The sequence below is a fragment of the Gemmatimonadota bacterium genome, assembly GCA_026705765.1.
Taxonomy (GTDB): Bacteria; Latescibacterota; UBA2968; order UBA2968; family UBA2968; genus VXRD01.
In genome coordinates this window covers 65,310-83,980 of the sequence record JAPPAB010000076.1, presented here as the reverse complement: position 1 = coordinate 83,980, position 18,671 = coordinate 65,310, and the positions used below count along the sequence as shown (strand labels likewise).

The window sequence follows — 18,671 nt, the reverse complement described above, 5'->3', positions numbered from 1 at the left end:
GGATTATACTGATCTTGTTTTGGGTGGATGTGGGGGGCATCCTGAACATCCTTCCATCCTTACATCCCGATCCTGTTTTTTTCGATATAATCCCAGTTGATGTTCATGCCCAATCCCGGACGCTGGGGAACGTGGACGAATCCCTGGTCGTCCATGGGTTCGCCGTGTTCGTGCAGCCAGGGCGCGTGTTCGTCGAAGTCGATGAAGGGGTGGAGGAGGCCGCGTTCGTAAAATTCGCCATTGGTCATGGCGCACAGGGCGTGCAAATTGCCGGGACCGCCTCCGTGGATTTCGCAGCGCATCCCAAAGGATTCGCACAGGTGAACGGTTTTCATGAGGGGCGTCAGTCCGCCCACATCGCCGACGCCGCAGCGAGAAATATCGCAGGCTCCGGCTTTGATCCATTCGGCGCGGACATACATTTTGCCTTCGCAGGTTTCGGGACCACATATTGGTAAAGATGTTTGCTCACAGAGCCAGACATAGGACGACATGCTGTGTTCGTCCATGGGTTCTTCCATCCAGTAATAGTCGAGTTTTTCAAGTCCTTTTGCCAGGGCGAGCGAGGCTTCGCGGTCGTAATAGTGATAGGGATCGAGCATGAGGGGCACGTCGGGACCGACGGCTTCGCGCACGGCATCGCAGGCTTCAAGGTCGCGTTTGACGCTGGGGGCACCCTCGTAAGGGGGCTGCCAGGTGTGGAGTTTGAAGGCGGGGTACCCGCGTTTCATGCACCATTCGGCAAAGCGGGCATAGTCTTCGGGCGTGGCCAGGCCGCCTTCGAGGTCGTCGCCGCACATGGTAGAGGCATAGGCGGGCACTTTGTCGCGGTACCCGCCGAGCAATTTGTAAACGGGTTGATTGACGGCGCGGCCTGCCAGGTCCCAGAGGGCGAGGTCAACGGACATGATGACTTTGTCGGTTATCGTGTCTGAGTTGATGCGCTGGCGGTGGTTGAGGTCGTGCCAGATTTGTTCGCGCATAAAGGGGTCTTTGCCAATGAGTTCTGGCTTGACCATGCTGTTGATCACCCGTGCATTTGCGCCAAACCAGTACCCGGATATGTCTTCGTCGGTTGAAATTACGAGCAGGGTTTGAACGGCTTCGCGTTCGGGACCTGGATGTCCGTGTCCATCGCTGTCCTGTTCGGTGTTGGCGATATATTTGAATTGAATGGTTTCGACATCGGTGATTTTCAAGGAGAACTCCTTTCAATACAGCGGTCTGTAACGCAGGTCGCCGCCTTCTTCCTGTTGTTTTTTGTAATCGGCTTCAAGAGCTTCTCGCACCCAGTATTGTGGGGCAGAGACATAGTTTGATTGGTGTTTCTGGTTGTCGATCCAGTGTTCGAGCAAGCGGGATTTGAGGTCGTTTTCAATATGGGAGAGTTGCGCGTCGCCCGTGCGGTTGACAATTTCGTCGGGATCGTTTTCGAGGTCGTAGAGTTCGGCAGATCCATCGGCGTAGTGCGCGTATTTGTAGCGTTCGGTTCTCACCATAGCGCGACCACCGATTTCGCAAAATGCAGCCTGTCGGATGGTCGCGGTGGGGTCTTTGAATAGCGGGCGAATGTCTTCGCCTTGAAGTATATTAGGTGCTTCGGCATCGCAGGCGTGATAAAAGAGCGGTACGAGATCGATGATGCTGACGAGGCCCGGTGCGCGCTGATGGGCGGGGATATCGGGACCGCGCATGATGAGGGGAACGCGAGACATGCTGTCGTAAAAGAAGCCTTTGAAGGGCAGGCCGTGATCGCCTAATGCGTCGCCGTGATCGCTGGTGAAGATGATGAGGGTGTCGTCGAGTACGCCATGAGCTTCGAGCGCGGCGATGATTTTGCCAATGCCTTCGTCTATCAGGCTGATGTTCGCGTAGTAGTGCTCACGCCATTTGCGGTAGTGTTCTGGCGTGGCTTTTGAATAGTCCAGGCGGAACATGGAGTTGGACAGGCTGCCGCGACCGCGGTCTCTTTGGGCGGGTGGTTTGTCGGCGAGTTCTTCTGGGGAACCGACGGGTTCGGGTATGGGCGCGTCGGCATACATACGGGCCATGTCTTCGGGGGGATCGTAGGGGTCGTGGGGTCCGGGAAAGCTGACCCATGCGGCAAAGGGATCGCTCCCGTTTTGTTGGAGCCATTCGGCTGCCTGATCGCCGACAAAGCCATCGACGTGAAATTTGCGTTCGTGTGGTGTGATGGATGCGCCCAGATTTTCGTAATATCCCGGCAATGTGGTGGGGTGCGGTCGGTCGAGGCCGTGTGCAGCGAGAAATTGTACGTGATGGTCGGGCAGGAAAATATGCCGTTTGTCTTCGGCCATGATGCGTTCGTCAAAGCCCTGGAGCGAATCCCAGGGGTGAAAGTGCATTTTGCCGATGGCTGCGGTGCGCCGTCCGGTCTGCGAAATGATGCGCGGCCATGTCGGCACGTGATCGGGTAGCCAGTTGCCATTGCCGAGTACGCCGGTTACGCTGGGGTACTGCCCGCTCATGATGGACGCGCGGCAAGGTACGCATACGGGGGAGGGGACAATGCAGTGGTCAAATACCATGCCTTCGCGTGCAAGGCGGTCGAGGTTGGGAGTTTGCATAAAGTCGAGGCCGTAACAGGGGAGGCTGTCCCAGCGCTGTTGATCGGTGGTGATTAAAAGGAGGTTGCGAGCCATAAGGTGCTCCGGAATAAGGGTGAATTCAGGGACGGGACAAGATAGGACGGGGAAACAGGTATGGCAAAGTATTTCTGTTGGTCAAATAAAATAAAAATGGCCTACTCTGTATTATTCAGAGCAGGCCATTGGCTTGCAATACTTCTTTACGGTGTGTTCGTATTCCCACAAAAGTTAAAAGCGCCGGGCAATATTTATATCTTATAGATGGCAAATCACGCACGTACAACTTCAAAGGCCGTTATGTTGCGGGTGTTCTTACTGAACTCTACCCCGATCAGGTGAATCGGCTGATCCAGACCCCGATATTTGTCCGCATATCCCTTTGCCTGCAATTGCGCCATTGCGGCACCATCGGACGCCAACTCTACCACCTTGAACTCGAATAGGTAGATGTTATCGTTGAAATGAACAGCCATATCCACACGCCCTTGGCTGCTGCTATCTTCTACTGTGATATTGAGACCCAGGCCAGCGAAATAGGAATAGAACACGCTGGCATAGTAGCCTTCAAAATTGGCGATATCGTTGTTGGTGTACCACTCATAAGGAATACTGGCGAAGAAGGCGTGGAATAAGGTCTCGAGACTGGCAAAGTCATTGGCTTCCAGCAGGCGGTAGAGTTGCACGCTGTTCTCCATCTGCCGCGACGGGTCTTTCACCAGATAGCGCAACAGGCTTCGGTTGAGGCTCTCGCGTACTTCCCGATTGGGATAACCCAACCGATAGAATGACGTGCCGCCGAGATTTTCCTCACTGGTAATGGTCAAATACCCAGTTTGAAATAACAGGGCCTCGGTCGCAATTTCATCCACATCGAAAGTTGATAGCAAGTCGCTACTGCCGATCATGTCGTCGAGTTTCAGGGAACTGACCTGACGTTTGAACAGGGTTTCAATGAGGAAGGTAGGCGTACCTGTCTCAAACCAATACGTGCCGAAGGTGCGCTTGTCGAAGAGCAGAAGGATGTCGAAGGGGTTGTACACCTTCTCCTCACCCAGCCAGCTATAGCCGTTATACCAGTCGCGGATCTCATCCCGATCCAGACCCGGCAGTTCGGGGGCGAATACTGTATCGAGGTCCTCTTCGGTATAGCCACAGATAGCCGAGTAGCGCGCATCCAGCGTGATATCCTTCAGATTGTTGAGACCAGAGAACAGATGCACCTTGGAAAACTTGCTGACGCCGGTGAGAAATGTGAACTTGATATAGGCATCATTGGACTTGATCGTGGCATACAGACCCCGTAGAAAGTCGCGGTTGTCGCGCGCAATCTCCGGTTCTTCCAGAGCATCGAGTATCGGCTTGTCGTATTCATCAACCAGAACGACAACGCGTTGTCCTGCTTTTTCGTGAAGGATTTCCAAAATAGATGCGAAGCGTCCGGGGGCTGTGGTGTATTCGGAAACGATTTTCGCCCGACGTTCTATGGCTGCGAGTTGTTCCATCACATTCGCCTGCAGGTAGCCCGCTTCTTTGAAATTGCCCCTGCCAAAGTCGAGGCACAGTACAGGATAGCGAATAGACCAGTCATAGTGGCCGTGGATATGAAGTCCTTCAAACAGCGGTTCATTGCCCTCAAACAGTTCTTTCAGCGTGTCCAGAAATAGGCTTTTGCCAAAGCGTCTCGGACGCGATAAAAAATAGTGCGTACCCTCGTCCATCAGTCGCCGTATGTGGGCCGTTTTATCGACATAGTAAAAGTTCTCCTCCCGAATTTTGCGGAAGGTCTGAATGCCGATGGGCAGTCTGCATCTGGTCATTATGGTACACCTTTGTCTGTTGAACCCCTCATGATAAATGACCTTTTTGTAACTATCTGCAATTTACTCGAAAAAACAGGGGTTTGCAACGGCATTCTTGACAAGAGGTAAAGAGGTAAGGAGGCAAGAGTTAAAATCGCCGGGCAACCCGAAAACCGAAGTCGTCGTTCCGGTAGTCGGGGGGATCCCAGGAGCGAATCGCAGAGCGCAACCACCTCGGACTGAAGTCCCCCGAACCACCACGCCTCACGCGCTTACAGCAGTCCCCAGACTCCCACGAAGAACCATCTACTGGGGCACCAACATAGCTATCATTCCAACAGTCCTGAACCCACTCCCATACATTCCCGTGCATATCGTAAACGCCCCAACCATTCGCGCTGAAACTGCCCACTGGGGCTGTCCTATCATCATCCCAACGACTACCACAACCATCGCAATTGGCGCGGTTGTGACCTATCTCGTTGCCCCAACTATATCGCGTTTCCGTTCCCGCCCGCGCCACATACTCCCATTCTGACTCACTCAACAAACCATAATTATGACCCGTCTTGCCAGACAACCAGCGTACATAAGACTGCGCGTTATTCCAACTCACGAAGATCACCGGACGATTCCCACGTCCCCACCCGTCGTCATCTGGAACATACCCGCCACAGCCGCCATCTGACACGCACGCGTCCCACTCAGAAAATGTCACCTCATATACACCCACAGCAAGAGGATAATCTATAATCACGAGATGACGAGGGCCCTCAGAATCACCGCGGCCATATTCTCCACTCGGAGCCCCCATCGTAAACGATCCCGATGGCACCACCACCATCTCTGGACATTCATCACAATCTTGGAAAGTCTCACCAGGTAAAGGCTCAATATCCCCGTTGTCCTGTTGTGACTTGAGGGGCATGCTCATAAGAATCAATACACCTATACAAATACATTGACGGAACATTGTTCATCCCTCCTATTTTGTTTCTGCAATTTTTTATATCTCTACTTTTTACGATTAGACCATTCGCGTGCTCGGACCTGGGCAGCGGCAATTTGAGCATCGGTTATAATTTGAGCAAATTCTTTGGTATTTCGGGTTTTACTCAAAGCATGCGCCGCTGGCAGCAATGCGCTTGTTCAGGGCTCTGAGGTCTGCCAGGGAAGGCTGAAGTAATCACTTTCTCCCACTATTCGCTATCATCATGAGGAGACTGCGAGATAAAGAAGTTAACTAAGCCATTCATCGCCAGTCCCCACTCAACTGAAACGCTGCCCAGTAGAATGGCGAGGTCCTGCTGATCAGGGAGAAGGTAGTGAAGTCATCTACGTCTTCCATGTCACGCATCTCATCCGAAGACTTCAGACCTTCTGTATTCTTCAGCATCCATAATTGTGCTTCACGCAGGGCTTCCAATCCCGCCATCTGCTCTTCCCAAAGATTACGGTAAAAGCGTTCCATCAATAGCCGCGTCTCTTCGTCCGGGACTTTCCACAGGCTGGCTACAGTCGAACGCACCCCAGCTACCTGAAAGGCCCGCTGCACATCCAATAAGCCTTCGCCTCCGGCGGTCTCACCCAATCCTGTCTCACACGCCGAAAGTACCACCAGGTCCACCTCAGTCAGCGGCAACATAGCAATTTCAGTGGCTGTCAAGATGCCGTCGTCCTGCTGTGCCAGTGGGGGCTGATTCGCCCACTCAAGACCACGCCTGACAGCAAGCCGGGATCTATCCCTTGCACGAGCAGAGCTTCGTTACCATAGCCAGTACCGAGCTGAGTAGGGGAGCCTTGCGCGGGTGTCTGAACTGATGGCTTCCTGACAACGCTTTCCAAATGCCATGGAGGTATATTGTGCCCCTGGTCAGAGTGGTGAATCACATCTTCGAGACGGCGCTGGTAAAGCGCCATATTTAAAGCTGACAAGACCAACTCGCTTTGTAAGTGTGTGGCCTTGCCCAGCCCACGACGCGGCGGGAGAAGGCATCTATGACAACAGATAGATACAAGAAGCCAGACCAAGTAGGTACATAGGTGATGTCAGCCACCCAGAGTTTATTGACCGTTGGCACCGTGAAGTCGCGTTTTACCAGATCGGGAGCCTTTCTCTCCCGGTGCGCTTTCACGAACGCGAAGATTTTCTTGGGATCGCGTTGGTCTCCGCTGCGAACCAGGCCGCTGCTTTTGACAGGATCTCGCGCTCGATGCGCAACTGCTTGTTCTCGCGCCGAAGACGACGCAACTCTTCGCGCTCATCGCTCTTCAGGCCGTCTCCTCGAAGGCTCTCATCTCGATCAGCCTGATGGACCCAGTTTTGGATCGTCTGAGCGGTTGGCTCAAACTCTTTGGCCAATTCAGAAGGACTGCGACCAGCGCGCACAAGCTCGACGATCTGGTGCTTCAACTCGGCTGGATAAGGTGGACGTGTCGGTGGCATAGTGGGTCTCCTTTCTGATTACTGATAAGGTACCCACCAAAACAGGTCAAGCCCAGGGCCATCCTTCTCATATTTTTTAGGCTTCAACAGCGAGACAGTTCTCAATCGACTTGATTCAGCACTGGCAGCCGCAACTCCCGTTCAGTGCGGCTGAAATCAAACAGGCTTGGACGCTGTGTAGAAGTCGGCGCAGTAACCTGACCATTTGGGGTAAACGCCGCTGTCAGACCACGTCCTTGCGGAGTGAAATTACCACTGCGGATATCTTCATACAGCAAAGGCACGCGATCCACGCCATAATTCAATAGTTCCGAGAATACGATGGTGCTGTCTGTTGGTGCGCGGTCGGCTGCTCCACCGGCCAATCCCTCATGTAGCATTGCAAAAGTCAGCAGACCATGCCTGAGACGTTCACTTTCCAGTGCAACTGCTTCGGCCTGACTCGCAGCAAGCACGCGCATGGCCTTATCATAGGCGAGTTGTCCCAATCCACGGCTACCCATCGGTCCCGGCTTGAAACCGCCACCTTCGACACTTGCAGCCGAATTGCACGCATCCACAATCATCACAAAGTCGCCAGCATCTACTTGGCGGAGATGACGGGCGAGGAGGTCGCTGTCGAGCGTGCGGGAGAGTAGTGCACTGTTCACTTCGCGTTTCTCACCCTCTCCGATGTCTGACAGGAACAAGTGAAACAGACCATTATCTCCCGACAGTCCGTGACCAGAGAAGGCGAGATAGACGAGATCGTCGGGGCCTGCTTTACTCAACGATGTTGCACCTGGGATCAGATGGAGCAAATCAGGGTCGATAGTTTCGCCTGCCAACGCATCCAGCACAGTGAGAAGGGCCTCACGCGTTGCAATACCGGTGATAGCACCCGATCCGTCGCGATCGGTAATCAGCGACACAGTGTGGACTTCCTCGAATTCGTCTGACGCCTCAATGTAGCGAGCGATAATATCTCTTGTTGCCCGGGCGTCTTCAGCCGCGTAGCGCAGGTCCCAACTCTGATTCTGATAGGCATTCACACCAACGGCGATCACGAAAGCCCGTCGCGGATTGGGTTCTACAGATGGTCGTGTGAAGGGCAATCTATGCGTTTCGGACTTTATGCCGTCATCATTGAAGGCGTATGCCGAAAATGCAATGGTATCTGAACCAGACGTCGATAGTTCGATATTTTGGAAGGTCACTTGCCAGGCATCACCCTGATCCAGGTCTGGAGGGCGTTCAGCGAGATCATTCAGCCCGACCAGACGACCGTCGCGGAACAGTTTGAGATCTTGCACGCCTTCGGTCCCGGATTCTTTTACTTCAACTGAGACGTTCACGCGATTGGTTCCTGCGGATTCGATGCCGACGATTGCTACTTGTGGTTGTGTACGGTTCAGACTCCCGATTGAGGGAATAGGCGGGAACTCCTCGCCTGCCAGCAGGCGTGGCAAGAGTCCTGGTTCGTAATACTCTCGGTAAAAGATCGTAAGCGGCACTGGTTTGGTGGGCGCATCGGGCATCACCCAGACGAGACCGTCGAGATCAGCGGGATCGCTCGCGTCGTAGCGTCCATCTGGTGCTACAACAGCCCAATCACCATTAACGAATGTTATGAGTCGTGCTATGAAACGCAGATTATTCGGACCAAGGGAAACGTCCCATAGACTGACAGTACCGTCTGTCTCAGCAATTGCCAAAAGACGGCCATCAGAGGAAAACGCGACGCTCTCTATTTTATATGTATTAGAATGAGAAACTCCCACAACTTGATAAGCTGAAACTCCCTCAATAAGCTCAAATTTCTTATAGTTATTATACCATAGTACGACCTTATCAGAATATGTGAGCACCAGATATTTGCCCTCCCGGTCAGCTACAGCATATTTAGGTATACCTGTGACAATATTCAGAGTATCAATGACCGTGCCGTCATTTAGAGAGAGACGTTCTATCCCCCCTTCGAAAGAGTGCAATAAACCTTGGGAACCCAATAAACCTTGGGCACCTACCTCACTGTAAACTGGCACATAACGTTTTAGAGGGATTGGCCGGCTAAAGCGCGTCTTACCTGTCTCCGCCTCAAGGACGAGCAGGCTCATATTTCCTTCTTTTACAGTCTTGAGGATGACACCTGTACTATCCGCAGTGAACATAATCGTTCCGTTGTAAATGCTATTGATGTCGTCACGCAACCAGATTGATTCGGCAGTCGATGCATCAATAGCCTCAATGGCACTTTGGCCGAGATTTAACAGAATCCGATCAGCAAATAAGTAAAATTCTTCCAGGAAACTGCGGTCAATACGCCTCGTCTGATTTTCGTGGCGTTCTTCTAAAGAAAGTAGAACAAGCCCAAGATGATTCCTGGACAAAGCGATGCGTGATCCGTCGGTACTAAGACCGCTTGGGTTTGGACTAATGTATGTTGAATCGAGGACCGTGTGGTCGCGCAATCCGGTATTGGGGGACCACGACTTTACTGATAATCCGTCAGACGACAGATAGACTAATGTGTTATCGTCCAGCGTCGCAAATTTGCTTAATTCTTCGGAGTAGAGATGACGAAATTGGCGCATTATTTGTCCGCTCTTTATATGCCAAAGAGTGGCATATTCATGGCTGTCAGCCAGCAAATAGTTGCCTTCGATATCGAACTCGACTCGGGTTACAGGGATGACCTTCGATGTGAGGGTTTCAGTGTTTTGCGAGATGGCAGTATCCCATACCTGTACCAATGGTTGCCCCAAAGAACGCTGCTTTGGTCCTGATGCTGAAACCAGCCAGCGGCCATCATCACTTGCAGCCAGTCGCTCGGTACCGGGAATGCCCACATCGTCTGTCAATGGGCCCCAGGGTAAACGCTGTAATACCGAAAGATCTTTCGAGGAAATAATCAGTATTTCTGGTGGGCGGTTATCCGGAGAAGAAACAAAATATTTTTTCTTTCCACTCGAAGCGATTGCAAAACGTTCATTGTCTAGATGGATGATCGGACCGATATCGAGAATTCGCGTCCGTAGGGTTTTTACAATTTTCTCTTTCGCGGCGTCAATCAGCAGAATATCGCCGTTGGATAGACCAGCGACGACGCGCGCGTTTTCCAGTGCTGCGACTGTGGTCACCCAAGTACCCTCAGGGATAGGGATCTCAATGAATTGCATATGACCGTCAGCGTTCAAATTCATCCATCCAATACCCTTAATATCCTTAGTGCGGTGCCAACATTCCAGTGCTATGGACCTTTCATCTGGCGCTAATGAAACCGCACTACAGCCGTAGTCTTCATTGTAGTCTATTTGCAGCTTTGTATCAGATTTGTTTTCCGAGAAAGATTCCACCACCCTGCATCCGCTAAGTCTGCTACATATCAAGGCATGTGTGTCATCACCGAGAAAAGTGCCGAATATTAGATCATCCCCTGGTCCACCATTAAAGGTGTTACTTATCCTTTGCCGCAGTTCGCCGCTTGTGACGTCCCATATCTCACTCACGTGGTAGTAGTTGATCATCAACTGCAGCCCATTCTGCGACAACGCCACAGATTCTATTGATATGTTGTCGCATGACAGACGCCGAAACATGTGACCCGAGGTGCAATCCCATAGTGATATCCAGTCATCAGAGCCGGCCATCGCCACGCCACGACTATCTCCTGAAATTGTCAATCCATCCAGAGGGCCATTATGCTGGATTTGCGGAACAAGACGAGGAGCCAGGTGTTCGGTTTTTTCTTTTGGTGTCCCACCCAGGTAAACCTCAATAACGCCTGTTCTACTGTTCCCGAATGCCAAATGTCCTGCCATCGAGCTAAACGCTATATTTTCGGGATAAATGCCGGACTGGGAGAACAACACACTCTGTTCCCCCACATCAAATATGGTGAATCCAGCAGAACCACCAAGCGATTTGTAAAGCGCGATAGGGCGGTTGCCTAGCCATCCAGCATCGACCTCGGCGTGTTTTTTTGTCTCTATCGTGAGCCATCCGCCAATTGGTGAAACCCATGATTTCCCCAGTGTTGTCAGTGTCTCTGAATCCAGTAAATGCCACACATCAACATTATCCTTTTTTTTCTCCCTCAGAAGGATCTTAGTACCATCGCTTGAAAATGAGAAGTTGTCTATACTGTCACTATTGCGGTCATCCGTATGTTTATCAAAGATTCTTACAGAGGTAGTGAATATCTTGGCCTCGTCCAATGTTTGCACTTCAGACAGTACTTTAAAATATACAAAACCCGGTGTATTCCAATCTTCTATTGTAAACGCCACTCGTCCATTGCTAGATAATGCGTAGTTCTTTATATGATCTTCTTTTATTGGAAGCACGCGCCATACGTTGGAAGTAATGTCTGCAACATACAATGTGTTTGTACTATACCAGGAATGAAACAAAAAGAGGTTAGAGGCATCACCAGAAAACATAATCCGAGGATCATACAGAGACAGGTTATCTTCAGATGCGGCAGGATAGGGTAAGGTATGCAAGACATCGCCCGATTCAAAGCTGATCACCTGCACATCACGTGTTTCATAATCAACGTACGCAAATTTTGTACCGTCAGAATTGATCGTGTACGTATCCGCGCGAGGGATGAGTATATGCGAATCAAATCGACGCTGATTAAGATCATAACGCCATATGACATCTTCGAAAGAATCGTCAAAAACTAAGAACAGAAAATCGCCTTCGACTGAAAATAGGAGATCATCTAATCCACCGCCAACTATACTTGAATCAATTCGGATGTTTGGCTCGCGTGTCTGTGCCGTCAAATATCCGCTTTCGCAAATGATAGTAAGAATAAAGACTAATGAGGCTGTTTTGCAGAATGTAGTCAGGTTCATCGTTCGACTCTCCACGTAAATACCTTAACGTGCGCTTGTGATCCTTTGTTCTGGGCTGCGTCTATACCGCGTGACGATGCATTTTTATCTCCCTCCCATATGCCCTCCATGATTAACTGTAGTGGTGACTTCTGTGATGATTGGCGATTGCCTTTGCCACGAAGAGCGATCTTCTCATAGCCTTTCTGAGCAAGAAAGTGGTAGTTAGCCTGTTTTCCATCTCGAGCTGGATCTGCAATGATCACGAGGCTCTCTGCTCCCACTGTTCGGTCATTAACCGTTCCAACCTCTATATCGATTCTTTTTTTGGATTGTACTCGCGCTGATTTACCATAGTCTTGCATTGGCGTGATACCGAGGTTGCTATCTACGTAGAAGAAGAAGATATCCCATGCATCCTGACTTTCATTGCTGGCACTAACGTACACCTTGTCACCTGCCTTCAATAATCCTTTTTGTTCAGTTAAGGAAAAGCGTCTGGCATTTCTTTCAATCTCAACCTTCAACTTCAATGAAGATGGCACATTGGAGAACGATTGTAGTTTGACCAGATTACGTGCTCTGGCGGCACGCGAAACGAGTGTATGTGCATCATCAGGTGCGCTCCAAAATAACGGTTCAGGAATCCGAGTGCGTTCACGTCGTTCACGTTCACATTTAAGACGCTGTTCTTCCGTAATCACCTGCACTGAGCAGGGTAAGGTCTGATCCGGTCGTAACAGCCAGAACCTATCGTCGAAAAACGCTGCGAAATAATCCGCATCAGGATCGAAGGCACTAAATTCAACGAGAGGTATGTTGTCTTTCTCAAGTGCGTCGATTATGTCGCGCAGACGGCGATTATCAGCGTCGCGGATTGTCTCGACCTCAGAAATTCGAACTGTTGGCGTATATGCTGGTTGTACAAGGCGAATGTGAACAGGTTGCCAATCGTACTTAGGTATGGTAGCACCTTCTTTCCAATCTGGATCTATCGTTGACTCAGTAAGCGTTGCTTTGGTCACAACGCCGGTTCCGATCATACTCGTATCGGCTGCATTGGGGTGAATGCTCACTATTGCGCCTTTATCAAAGCCTCGCAACTTGCCAGCCTGTTCGGCAGTGAGTAGCTTTGATTCGGTATCGAGTGTGGCGCGAAACGCCAGATTGTGTATCGATTCTCCACCGAACACTCTCTGATCCATGTTGGTTCCATAGAATTGTGGTCTGCTTCTGGTATATGAACTTGATGCGTACTCGGCAATGATCATCTGTGCAAGTGCATCGTAACTTACGTCGGGAAAACGAGATAGGACACTTACGAGACTATGGGTGAATAGGCCCAGTGTATCTTGTTCTGAGACCTTCGCACCACGAGGTAGGAGTCTCTCTATAGTCTCCTCATCTGCGCGCGCTGCAAAAAATTGAATAAGTGCTCCGAGATTGGACTCTGAGGAATCAGTAGAGCTATCTGTGAAAGCAGATGTGTCAGCGTCTCCGTGTCCCTTGCTTCGTAGCGCTCGCTTATCACCTGACTCATCGAGAATACCGAGATCCTCAGGAGAAACCTTCCGGGTACGCGTCGATTCATCGCCAACACCACGAGTCATAGTCCCCGAACTACAGCTATCGAAAATCACCCAGACATCGACACCTTTACTACGATATGCGCTGATGAATTCGCCGATTTCGTCGTCAATAATAGCATTTTCGACAGCCTGTTTGCCTTTATTCCAGCCCTTTACATTGGCGGGAAGAAATATCTCGTCATATCCGTCGCTTTCTTCATCTGAGTCAGGTTGGTCAGGCTGTTGAGAGCCATGTCCAGAAAAGTAAAGCAACGCGAAGTCGCCAGTAGTCAGCTTGTCTTGCAGATTCTTAAGTGCTGCGCGAATATCGGCATACTTTGGTTCAGCTTCCTTATCCGTATTCCCGTTGTCGATGAGACAGATGACACGATCGTCTGGAAATCCTTCCACATTCGTCAGATACTCGCGCAGGAGTTGTACGTCTTTTGGCGGTCCGTTTAGCTGCAATGATTTGTCGAGATACTGATATCGGCTGACGCCAACTAACACTGCGTACCTTTCTTTCGCTTGACTGTCTTCCGATATTACGGCCAATGCCAGCACGCATAACGCAATAAGGAATAATTTCCGCATGATTTACTCCACAAAAAAGGTGATGCGATTGTGTTCCATTGGATAGCCTGATTAATTCATAAACTTGGTTTATCAGGCGCAATCGGTATGGCGAATGCTATCAATGGGCATTGACATAGCCAGAAAAAATACCAAAGGCTACCGGAACTCTGGGTTTATGTAGCCTTTGGCATTTAGGATAATTATTTTCTACGATTAGTTCGTTGTTATCCTGTATCTGTTGTACACGCTACCCCAATTCTTAACTTCGATACGAAATGTAGCAGTCCGAATAGGTATCCAGCTACAATAGGCTACGTCAGTTCCACCGATGTCGCTGTCAACCAAATTGCCATTTTCGTCATAGACGTGCAGGTCTAAGTCCGTGTCTCCATCACCTCTCACAGTCACTTCTGCCCATTCCCACGCGTTAAATCTAACATGAAAGACGTCTGTGTCATGTGCGAATACTAAGGTCGTGGTGGACCCAGGACCTCTGTCTCTTCCTTTTGTTTTTGTAGCCCCGGATGCTTTGCTGTCTTCAATGAGGGCGTGTAGTGCCTCATTAGTTCCTGCATACTGTTCCGCCAATGCGTACAGGTCTCCTCTCTCTGGCTTTGATTCTGCATCGGCTTTGGCGGTATCACTTTTGGAGGTCTTATCTCTTGATACTTCCTCGGTTGCTGCCATGGCTTCGAGACGAGCAGCAGCCAGCATTAAGATGGCGTCCTTACTGTCCTGCGCAAGCTGCGCCAACTCACCAGAGACTCTCAGATAAGCCATGTTTTGATCAGTGGCCTTCTCTTGATCTTCGGTGGCCTTCTCTTTGACGTTGGTCTGCTCATGATTCCCCGCCATGCTCGTGACAGCGAAAGATCCGACGAATAACGACAGTACAACTGCGCACCAGATATATGTGGTTTTACGCATTACTTTTCTCCTTGTTGAAAGGTTGACCGCACATAATCTCACCGCAATTTCATCATGACAAAGATCACAATGTATTCCGGTGACTACGTATTCATGTCGGCCTTTGTGGATGATAACTACCTACCTCTTCTGCCTTGCGTTTGATAGTCAACTCAAGACAGATATATATTACGTCAGATGTGGCTTTTATACGTGGTCTTACTTGTTATTTTCCCTCCTTGTTGAAAAGCTTGGCCGAACATGCTCTCACCGTAACTTCATCCTGACATAAATCACAATAGGTTCCGGTGACCACGTATTCATGTCGGCCTTTGTGGATGATAATTGCACGACGTCACGTCTCTACCTTCTGCTTTGCGCCTGGTAGGCATCACTCAAGTTGTGAGGTCAAAGATTGCAAAATTTCCATGACATTCTTTTAATATGGGAAGCAAGCAATCATCCTCTCAAGAAACGATTGTGCTGATGGATAGCTGGTATATCATTAACACTACTCTTTAGCATGCAAAAACTATGCCAATTTGAATTTCTATAAATAATTTTATTCATAAAAGATTATTTTTAATAAAGATATAATTTTTTTATTTTAAAAAAATCCAACCTGCATCTTAGATCTTTTTCACGATATATAGTAAAAAAAAACGATATATGGTCACTGTCGTGTTTTTGGCTTATAGTCTTTCTGCTTTATACCACACAACTCGAGTTAGACTTATTAAAATATCTTCGACTGTCGCTTTTTTCTGTATTGTGCTGTTGCTTATCTCGAGGTCTAACACTATCTTGTGGGGCGATTTGTTTGTCTCATTGCATTGTGCAGGGAATTCTGGCCGGAAGGATTGCTATGGATGTGTTGCTGGATGATGTCAAATTGCCGTCGCATTTAGATCGTCTGACAGATACGAATCTGGATCTCAAGCGCGTGCAGGGCATGGTGCGCGTTGGTCCTGATGTGTTATTTGTGATATTGAGTGGCTCCTTGTTCAAGTTGACCGCAGAGAGAGCCGTGCTTGAACCTGTATTTGATTCTGTGACGAGCATTTGGCCGGCCGATGAAAATTGTGCGCTGGTCGAATCGGAAGGCGCACTATGGCGGGTCGATCTGGATGGTACAAAAGGGCGGTTGCTCACGATTCCCAGAGGGACGATCTCTTATGATGTCAAATGGGGAATACGGGGCCTGGTCGTAGGTGCGCTTGTGGATCGCCGCGAGTCTGTGGATCCCAAAGCACCTTATTTTTATCCCTCGCCGAGAGAAAAGGTCACGCTGTGTCGATATGCTTCAATTGAGGGCTGGCACGATCTTGCCGATGTGCCAGAAGGATGCGGGAATCTGAGTATGTGTCGGTATGGCCGTCGAATTGCATGGCGAGAATCTCTCAATGTGATTCCCGAAGAAGCGCAGCGGGGAGAGTTTTACGGCTTTGATTTGAATACAAATGAAGTGCGAAAGTTGACCGAGGGGGCGGGCAAAGTCGGTCGCGTGGTGATGGCGTCGGATGGTTCTGCGCTGCTTTACGAAGCCAATCACGAGGCGGAGTATCCCATTACGACACATACGGATTTGTGGTGGTTGTCATGGGATGGCAGCGAACGGGTGAATCTCACAGAGGGCGGGCGCTGTATTGCGCGCTTTGGCTGGGGGCACCGCGAAAAAACCGCCTGGATTTCGTTTGTAGAGGGGTTGGAAATGCAGACGGAAGTGCTGGCTCTGGATGGGACGCCAGAGGGAACATTTGGCGATCTGGACGCGGTATCAGATATTGTGTGGATGCCCGATGGTCTGGCTATTTTTGAAACCGAAGATGCGGAGCGATTCCCCGCAATTTGGACGGGAACGCGCCGGGTGCCCTTGCCCCAGCCGGAGAATTACGAGGATTTACGCGTTTTAGAAATGGAGTGGGAAGCCCCCGATGGCATGGAGATAGAAGGGGTGCTCTACGAAGCGGATGGCCTCAGAGGCTCTGCACCATTACTGGTTTCTGCACACGGGGGACCTGCTGCGCCGGTAGAGAATGTGCGCAGTGAGGTAGTTCGATATCGCCATTTGCTGCGGGCAGGCTACCGGATTTTCCGTCCGGCATTTCGGGGATCTCTGGGATTTGGGGACGATTTCGCACGGAGCAATATCGGTTGCCAGGGGCGGGCTGATCTCGAGGATATTATTTCGGGGGTTGATTTTTTGATTGAAGAGGGGCTTGCATTAAAAAATCGGGTGGGTATTTTCGGTGCGTCTTACGGGGGATATATGACGCTACGGGCACTCGCTGTGACGGATCGCTTTCAGGCAGGCGTCGCGCTTTTCGGTTTTATCGACAACAGGCGGATGACTTTGGAGACTGGTGATTTTACTTATGAGACAGAGTATTTGGAACCGCTATCCTGGCCGATTACAGAGCGTACGCGTGGGGGCGATGTGTTTCCCAATTTGGGCGCAATTCGCACGCCGCTTCTGTTGTTGCACGGCGACCAGGATCCGATCTGTCCGCTGTCGGAATCCAAAGTTACCTGTCGCGCACTGGAAGCATTGGGGGTGCCGGTGGGTCTGGTGGTGTATCCGGGTGAGGGTCATGGATTCCGGAAAGAGAAAAATCGCCGCGATAGTGCGCGGCGAACGCTGGCATGGTTTTTGAATTATTTGTCGCCGTGAGGATAATGATTGTAGTTCGTCATGTCATACGGCTGGGTTGAGATTGCCCAACTGGCGCCGAGTTCTGAGAAGAGTTTGCCCGTGCGGAAGCTGAGGTCTAACAGGTCGTCCAGATCCTTGATGATGTGGAAGGTCGCGCCATCGCGTTTGACGACTTCGATTTCACGGTGATCAACTGTGGCAATATTGGGACAGCTTTCGTGTGCGCCATTGACGCACAGGGTTTGTGCGCGTGCGACTTCTGGCGGGCACAGGGGCGTAGCGTTGTTTTGCAATACGTCGATGGCGTTGCGAAAAGGGCCATAGCGGTCGCGCAAGTCGTGTTCTTCAAAGATTTCTGTGCTGCCGTCATTGTAGCGAATGATTGAACCTGGGCGACTCCAGTCGAGTGTTCCGTGTTGGCACTGAAGTTGCATGAGGGGATTGAAATTTTCGCGTGTGGAATGGGAAAGGCCCATGAGGACGTCAACGCCATTTGCGACAATGCGGAGTACGGCTGTGTCGAGTGTTTGGATATCGCGGGCGCGGTAGAGTTCGGCCTGTACGGTCTCGGGCATGGCCGATTCGTGATGGGTTGCGCCGCACAGGTACATCGCATTGTTGAGGTCGTGCGCCATGGCGTTGTTGATCGGGCTGTCGAGAACCCATGTGCCGTCGTCGAGTGTGAGCCGCCCGGCCCAGGTATTGCGGCTGTAATACAGGTTGTTGCGCGGCCATCCGCCTTTGATGCGTATGGCGTGCAATCTGCCCAGCCGACCATCCAATAAGCGGGCTTTAATGGTCTGGATGCTGGGGGCGTAGATCGATTGATATCCGATAAGCGCGATTTTGCCTGTTTTGTTTTTTATATTTATCAAATGGTTGGCGTCCTGTACCGTGGCTGATAGTGGTTTTTCACAGATGACATTAAATCCCGCTTCGAGCGCTGCGACGGAATAGGGAACGTGATAGTGAATACCAATGGGCAGGGTGACATAGTCTATGTCTCCTGCGCTGAGAAGGTCGTCAAATGTGTCGTAAACGCGAACCTTGCGGGTTTTAAATTCGGCGAGTTTTTCGGGATGATTTTCCGGATCAATGACAACGGCGGCATCGAGGCGCGCGCGTCCTTTTCGTTCGAGTGCTTCGACGGAGCGTACGTGTGTTTGACCAAAGCCGCCAATGCCAACAATGCCAAATTTTACAGGATTCATAAATTGCTCCTTCTGGAATAGTTGAAGATTAAAAAACACAAAAGCTATTGCACGAGCAACTGAAATTAGTGGTACAAATC

General features: G+C 50.4%; 11 protein-coding genes and 1 pseudogene. 1 reads left to right on the top strand and 11 read right to left on the bottom strand.

The genetic code is table 11. The features are described from left to right. Nucleotides 1-59 precede the first annotated feature (59 nt). From OXH16_10065 to OXH16_10020, 10 genes and pseudogenes are all read right to left on the bottom strand, one after another. Nucleotides 60-1,199, bottom strand: a complete 1,140-nt coding sequence (locus tag OXH16_10065; protein ID MCY3681733.1) for a mandelate racemase family protein — start codon at nucleotides 1,197-1,199, stop codon at nucleotides 60-62. A gap of 12 nt (nucleotides 1,200-1,211) precedes the next feature. After that, entirely contained in the window at nucleotides 1,212-2,663 is a 1,452-nt protein-coding gene (locus tag OXH16_10060) for a sulfatase-like hydrolase/transferase (GenBank protein MCY3681732.1), read from the bottom strand. Nucleotides 2,664-2,878: 215 nt separating this feature from the next. Further along, a complete protein-coding gene (locus tag OXH16_10055) occupies nucleotides 2,879-4,426 on the bottom strand; it encodes an ATP-binding protein (GenBank protein ID MCY3681731.1) in 1,548 nt (515 codons plus the stop codon). Nucleotides 4,427-4,556: 130 nt separating this feature from the next. Further along, entirely contained in the window at nucleotides 4,557-5,381 is an 825-nt protein-coding gene (locus OXH16_10050) for a formylglycine-generating enzyme family protein (protein MCY3681730.1), read from the bottom strand. A 279-nt stretch (nucleotides 5,382-5,660) separates the two neighbouring features. Further along, nucleotides 5,661-6,098, bottom strand: coding sequence for a CHAT domain-containing protein (locus OXH16_10045; GenBank protein ID MCY3681729.1), 438 nt, complete (start codon nucleotides 6,096-6,098; stop codon nucleotides 5,661-5,663). A 176-nt stretch (nucleotides 6,099-6,274) separates the two neighbouring features. Then, nucleotides 6,275-6,477, bottom strand: a pseudogene (locus OXH16_10040) (DDE-type integrase/transposase/recombinase). Nucleotides 6,478-6,539: 62 nt separating this feature from the next. Then, nucleotides 6,540-6,854: a transposase gene (locus OXH16_10035; protein ID MCY3681728.1), complete on the bottom strand. Its 315-nt coding sequence runs from the start codon at nucleotides 6,852-6,854 to the stop codon at nucleotides 6,540-6,542. A 101-nt stretch (nucleotides 6,855-6,955) separates the two neighbouring features. Continuing rightward, complete coding sequence (locus OXH16_10030) at nucleotides 6,956-11,698, bottom strand: caspase family protein (GenBank protein ID MCY3681727.1); 4,743 nt, start codon at nucleotides 11,696-11,698, stop codon at nucleotides 6,956-6,958. Beyond that, on the bottom strand, nucleotides 11,695-13,839 hold the full coding sequence (locus OXH16_10025; GenBank protein MCY3681726.1) for a caspase family protein: 2,145 nt from the start codon (nucleotides 13,837-13,839) through the stop codon (nucleotides 11,695-11,697). The genes OXH16_10030 and OXH16_10025 overlap by 4 nt, the downstream gene beginning before the upstream one ends. A gap of 195 nt (nucleotides 13,840-14,034) precedes the next feature. Continuing rightward, nucleotides 14,035-14,748 carry a hypothetical protein gene (locus OXH16_10020; protein MCY3681725.1) on the bottom strand — a complete coding sequence of 238 codons (714 nt, stop codon included), beginning with the start codon at nucleotides 14,746-14,748 and terminating at the stop codon, nucleotides 14,035-14,037. 799 nt (nucleotides 14,749-15,547) lie between these two features. Between OXH16_10020 and OXH16_10015 the strand changes: the two genes are divergently transcribed. Beyond that, nucleotides 15,548-17,398, top strand: a complete 1,851-nt coding sequence (locus tag OXH16_10015; GenBank protein ID MCY3681724.1) for a prolyl oligopeptidase family serine peptidase — start codon at nucleotides 15,548-15,550, stop codon at nucleotides 17,396-17,398. Here the strand turns inward: OXH16_10015 and OXH16_10010 are convergent. Further along, nucleotides 17,383-18,591, bottom strand: a complete 1,209-nt coding sequence (locus OXH16_10010; GenBank protein ID MCY3681723.1) for a Gfo/Idh/MocA family oxidoreductase — start codon at nucleotides 18,589-18,591, stop codon at nucleotides 17,383-17,385. The two genes, OXH16_10015 and OXH16_10010, sit on opposite strands and share 16 nt — an antisense overlap. Nucleotides 18,592-18,671 lie beyond the last annotated feature (80 nt).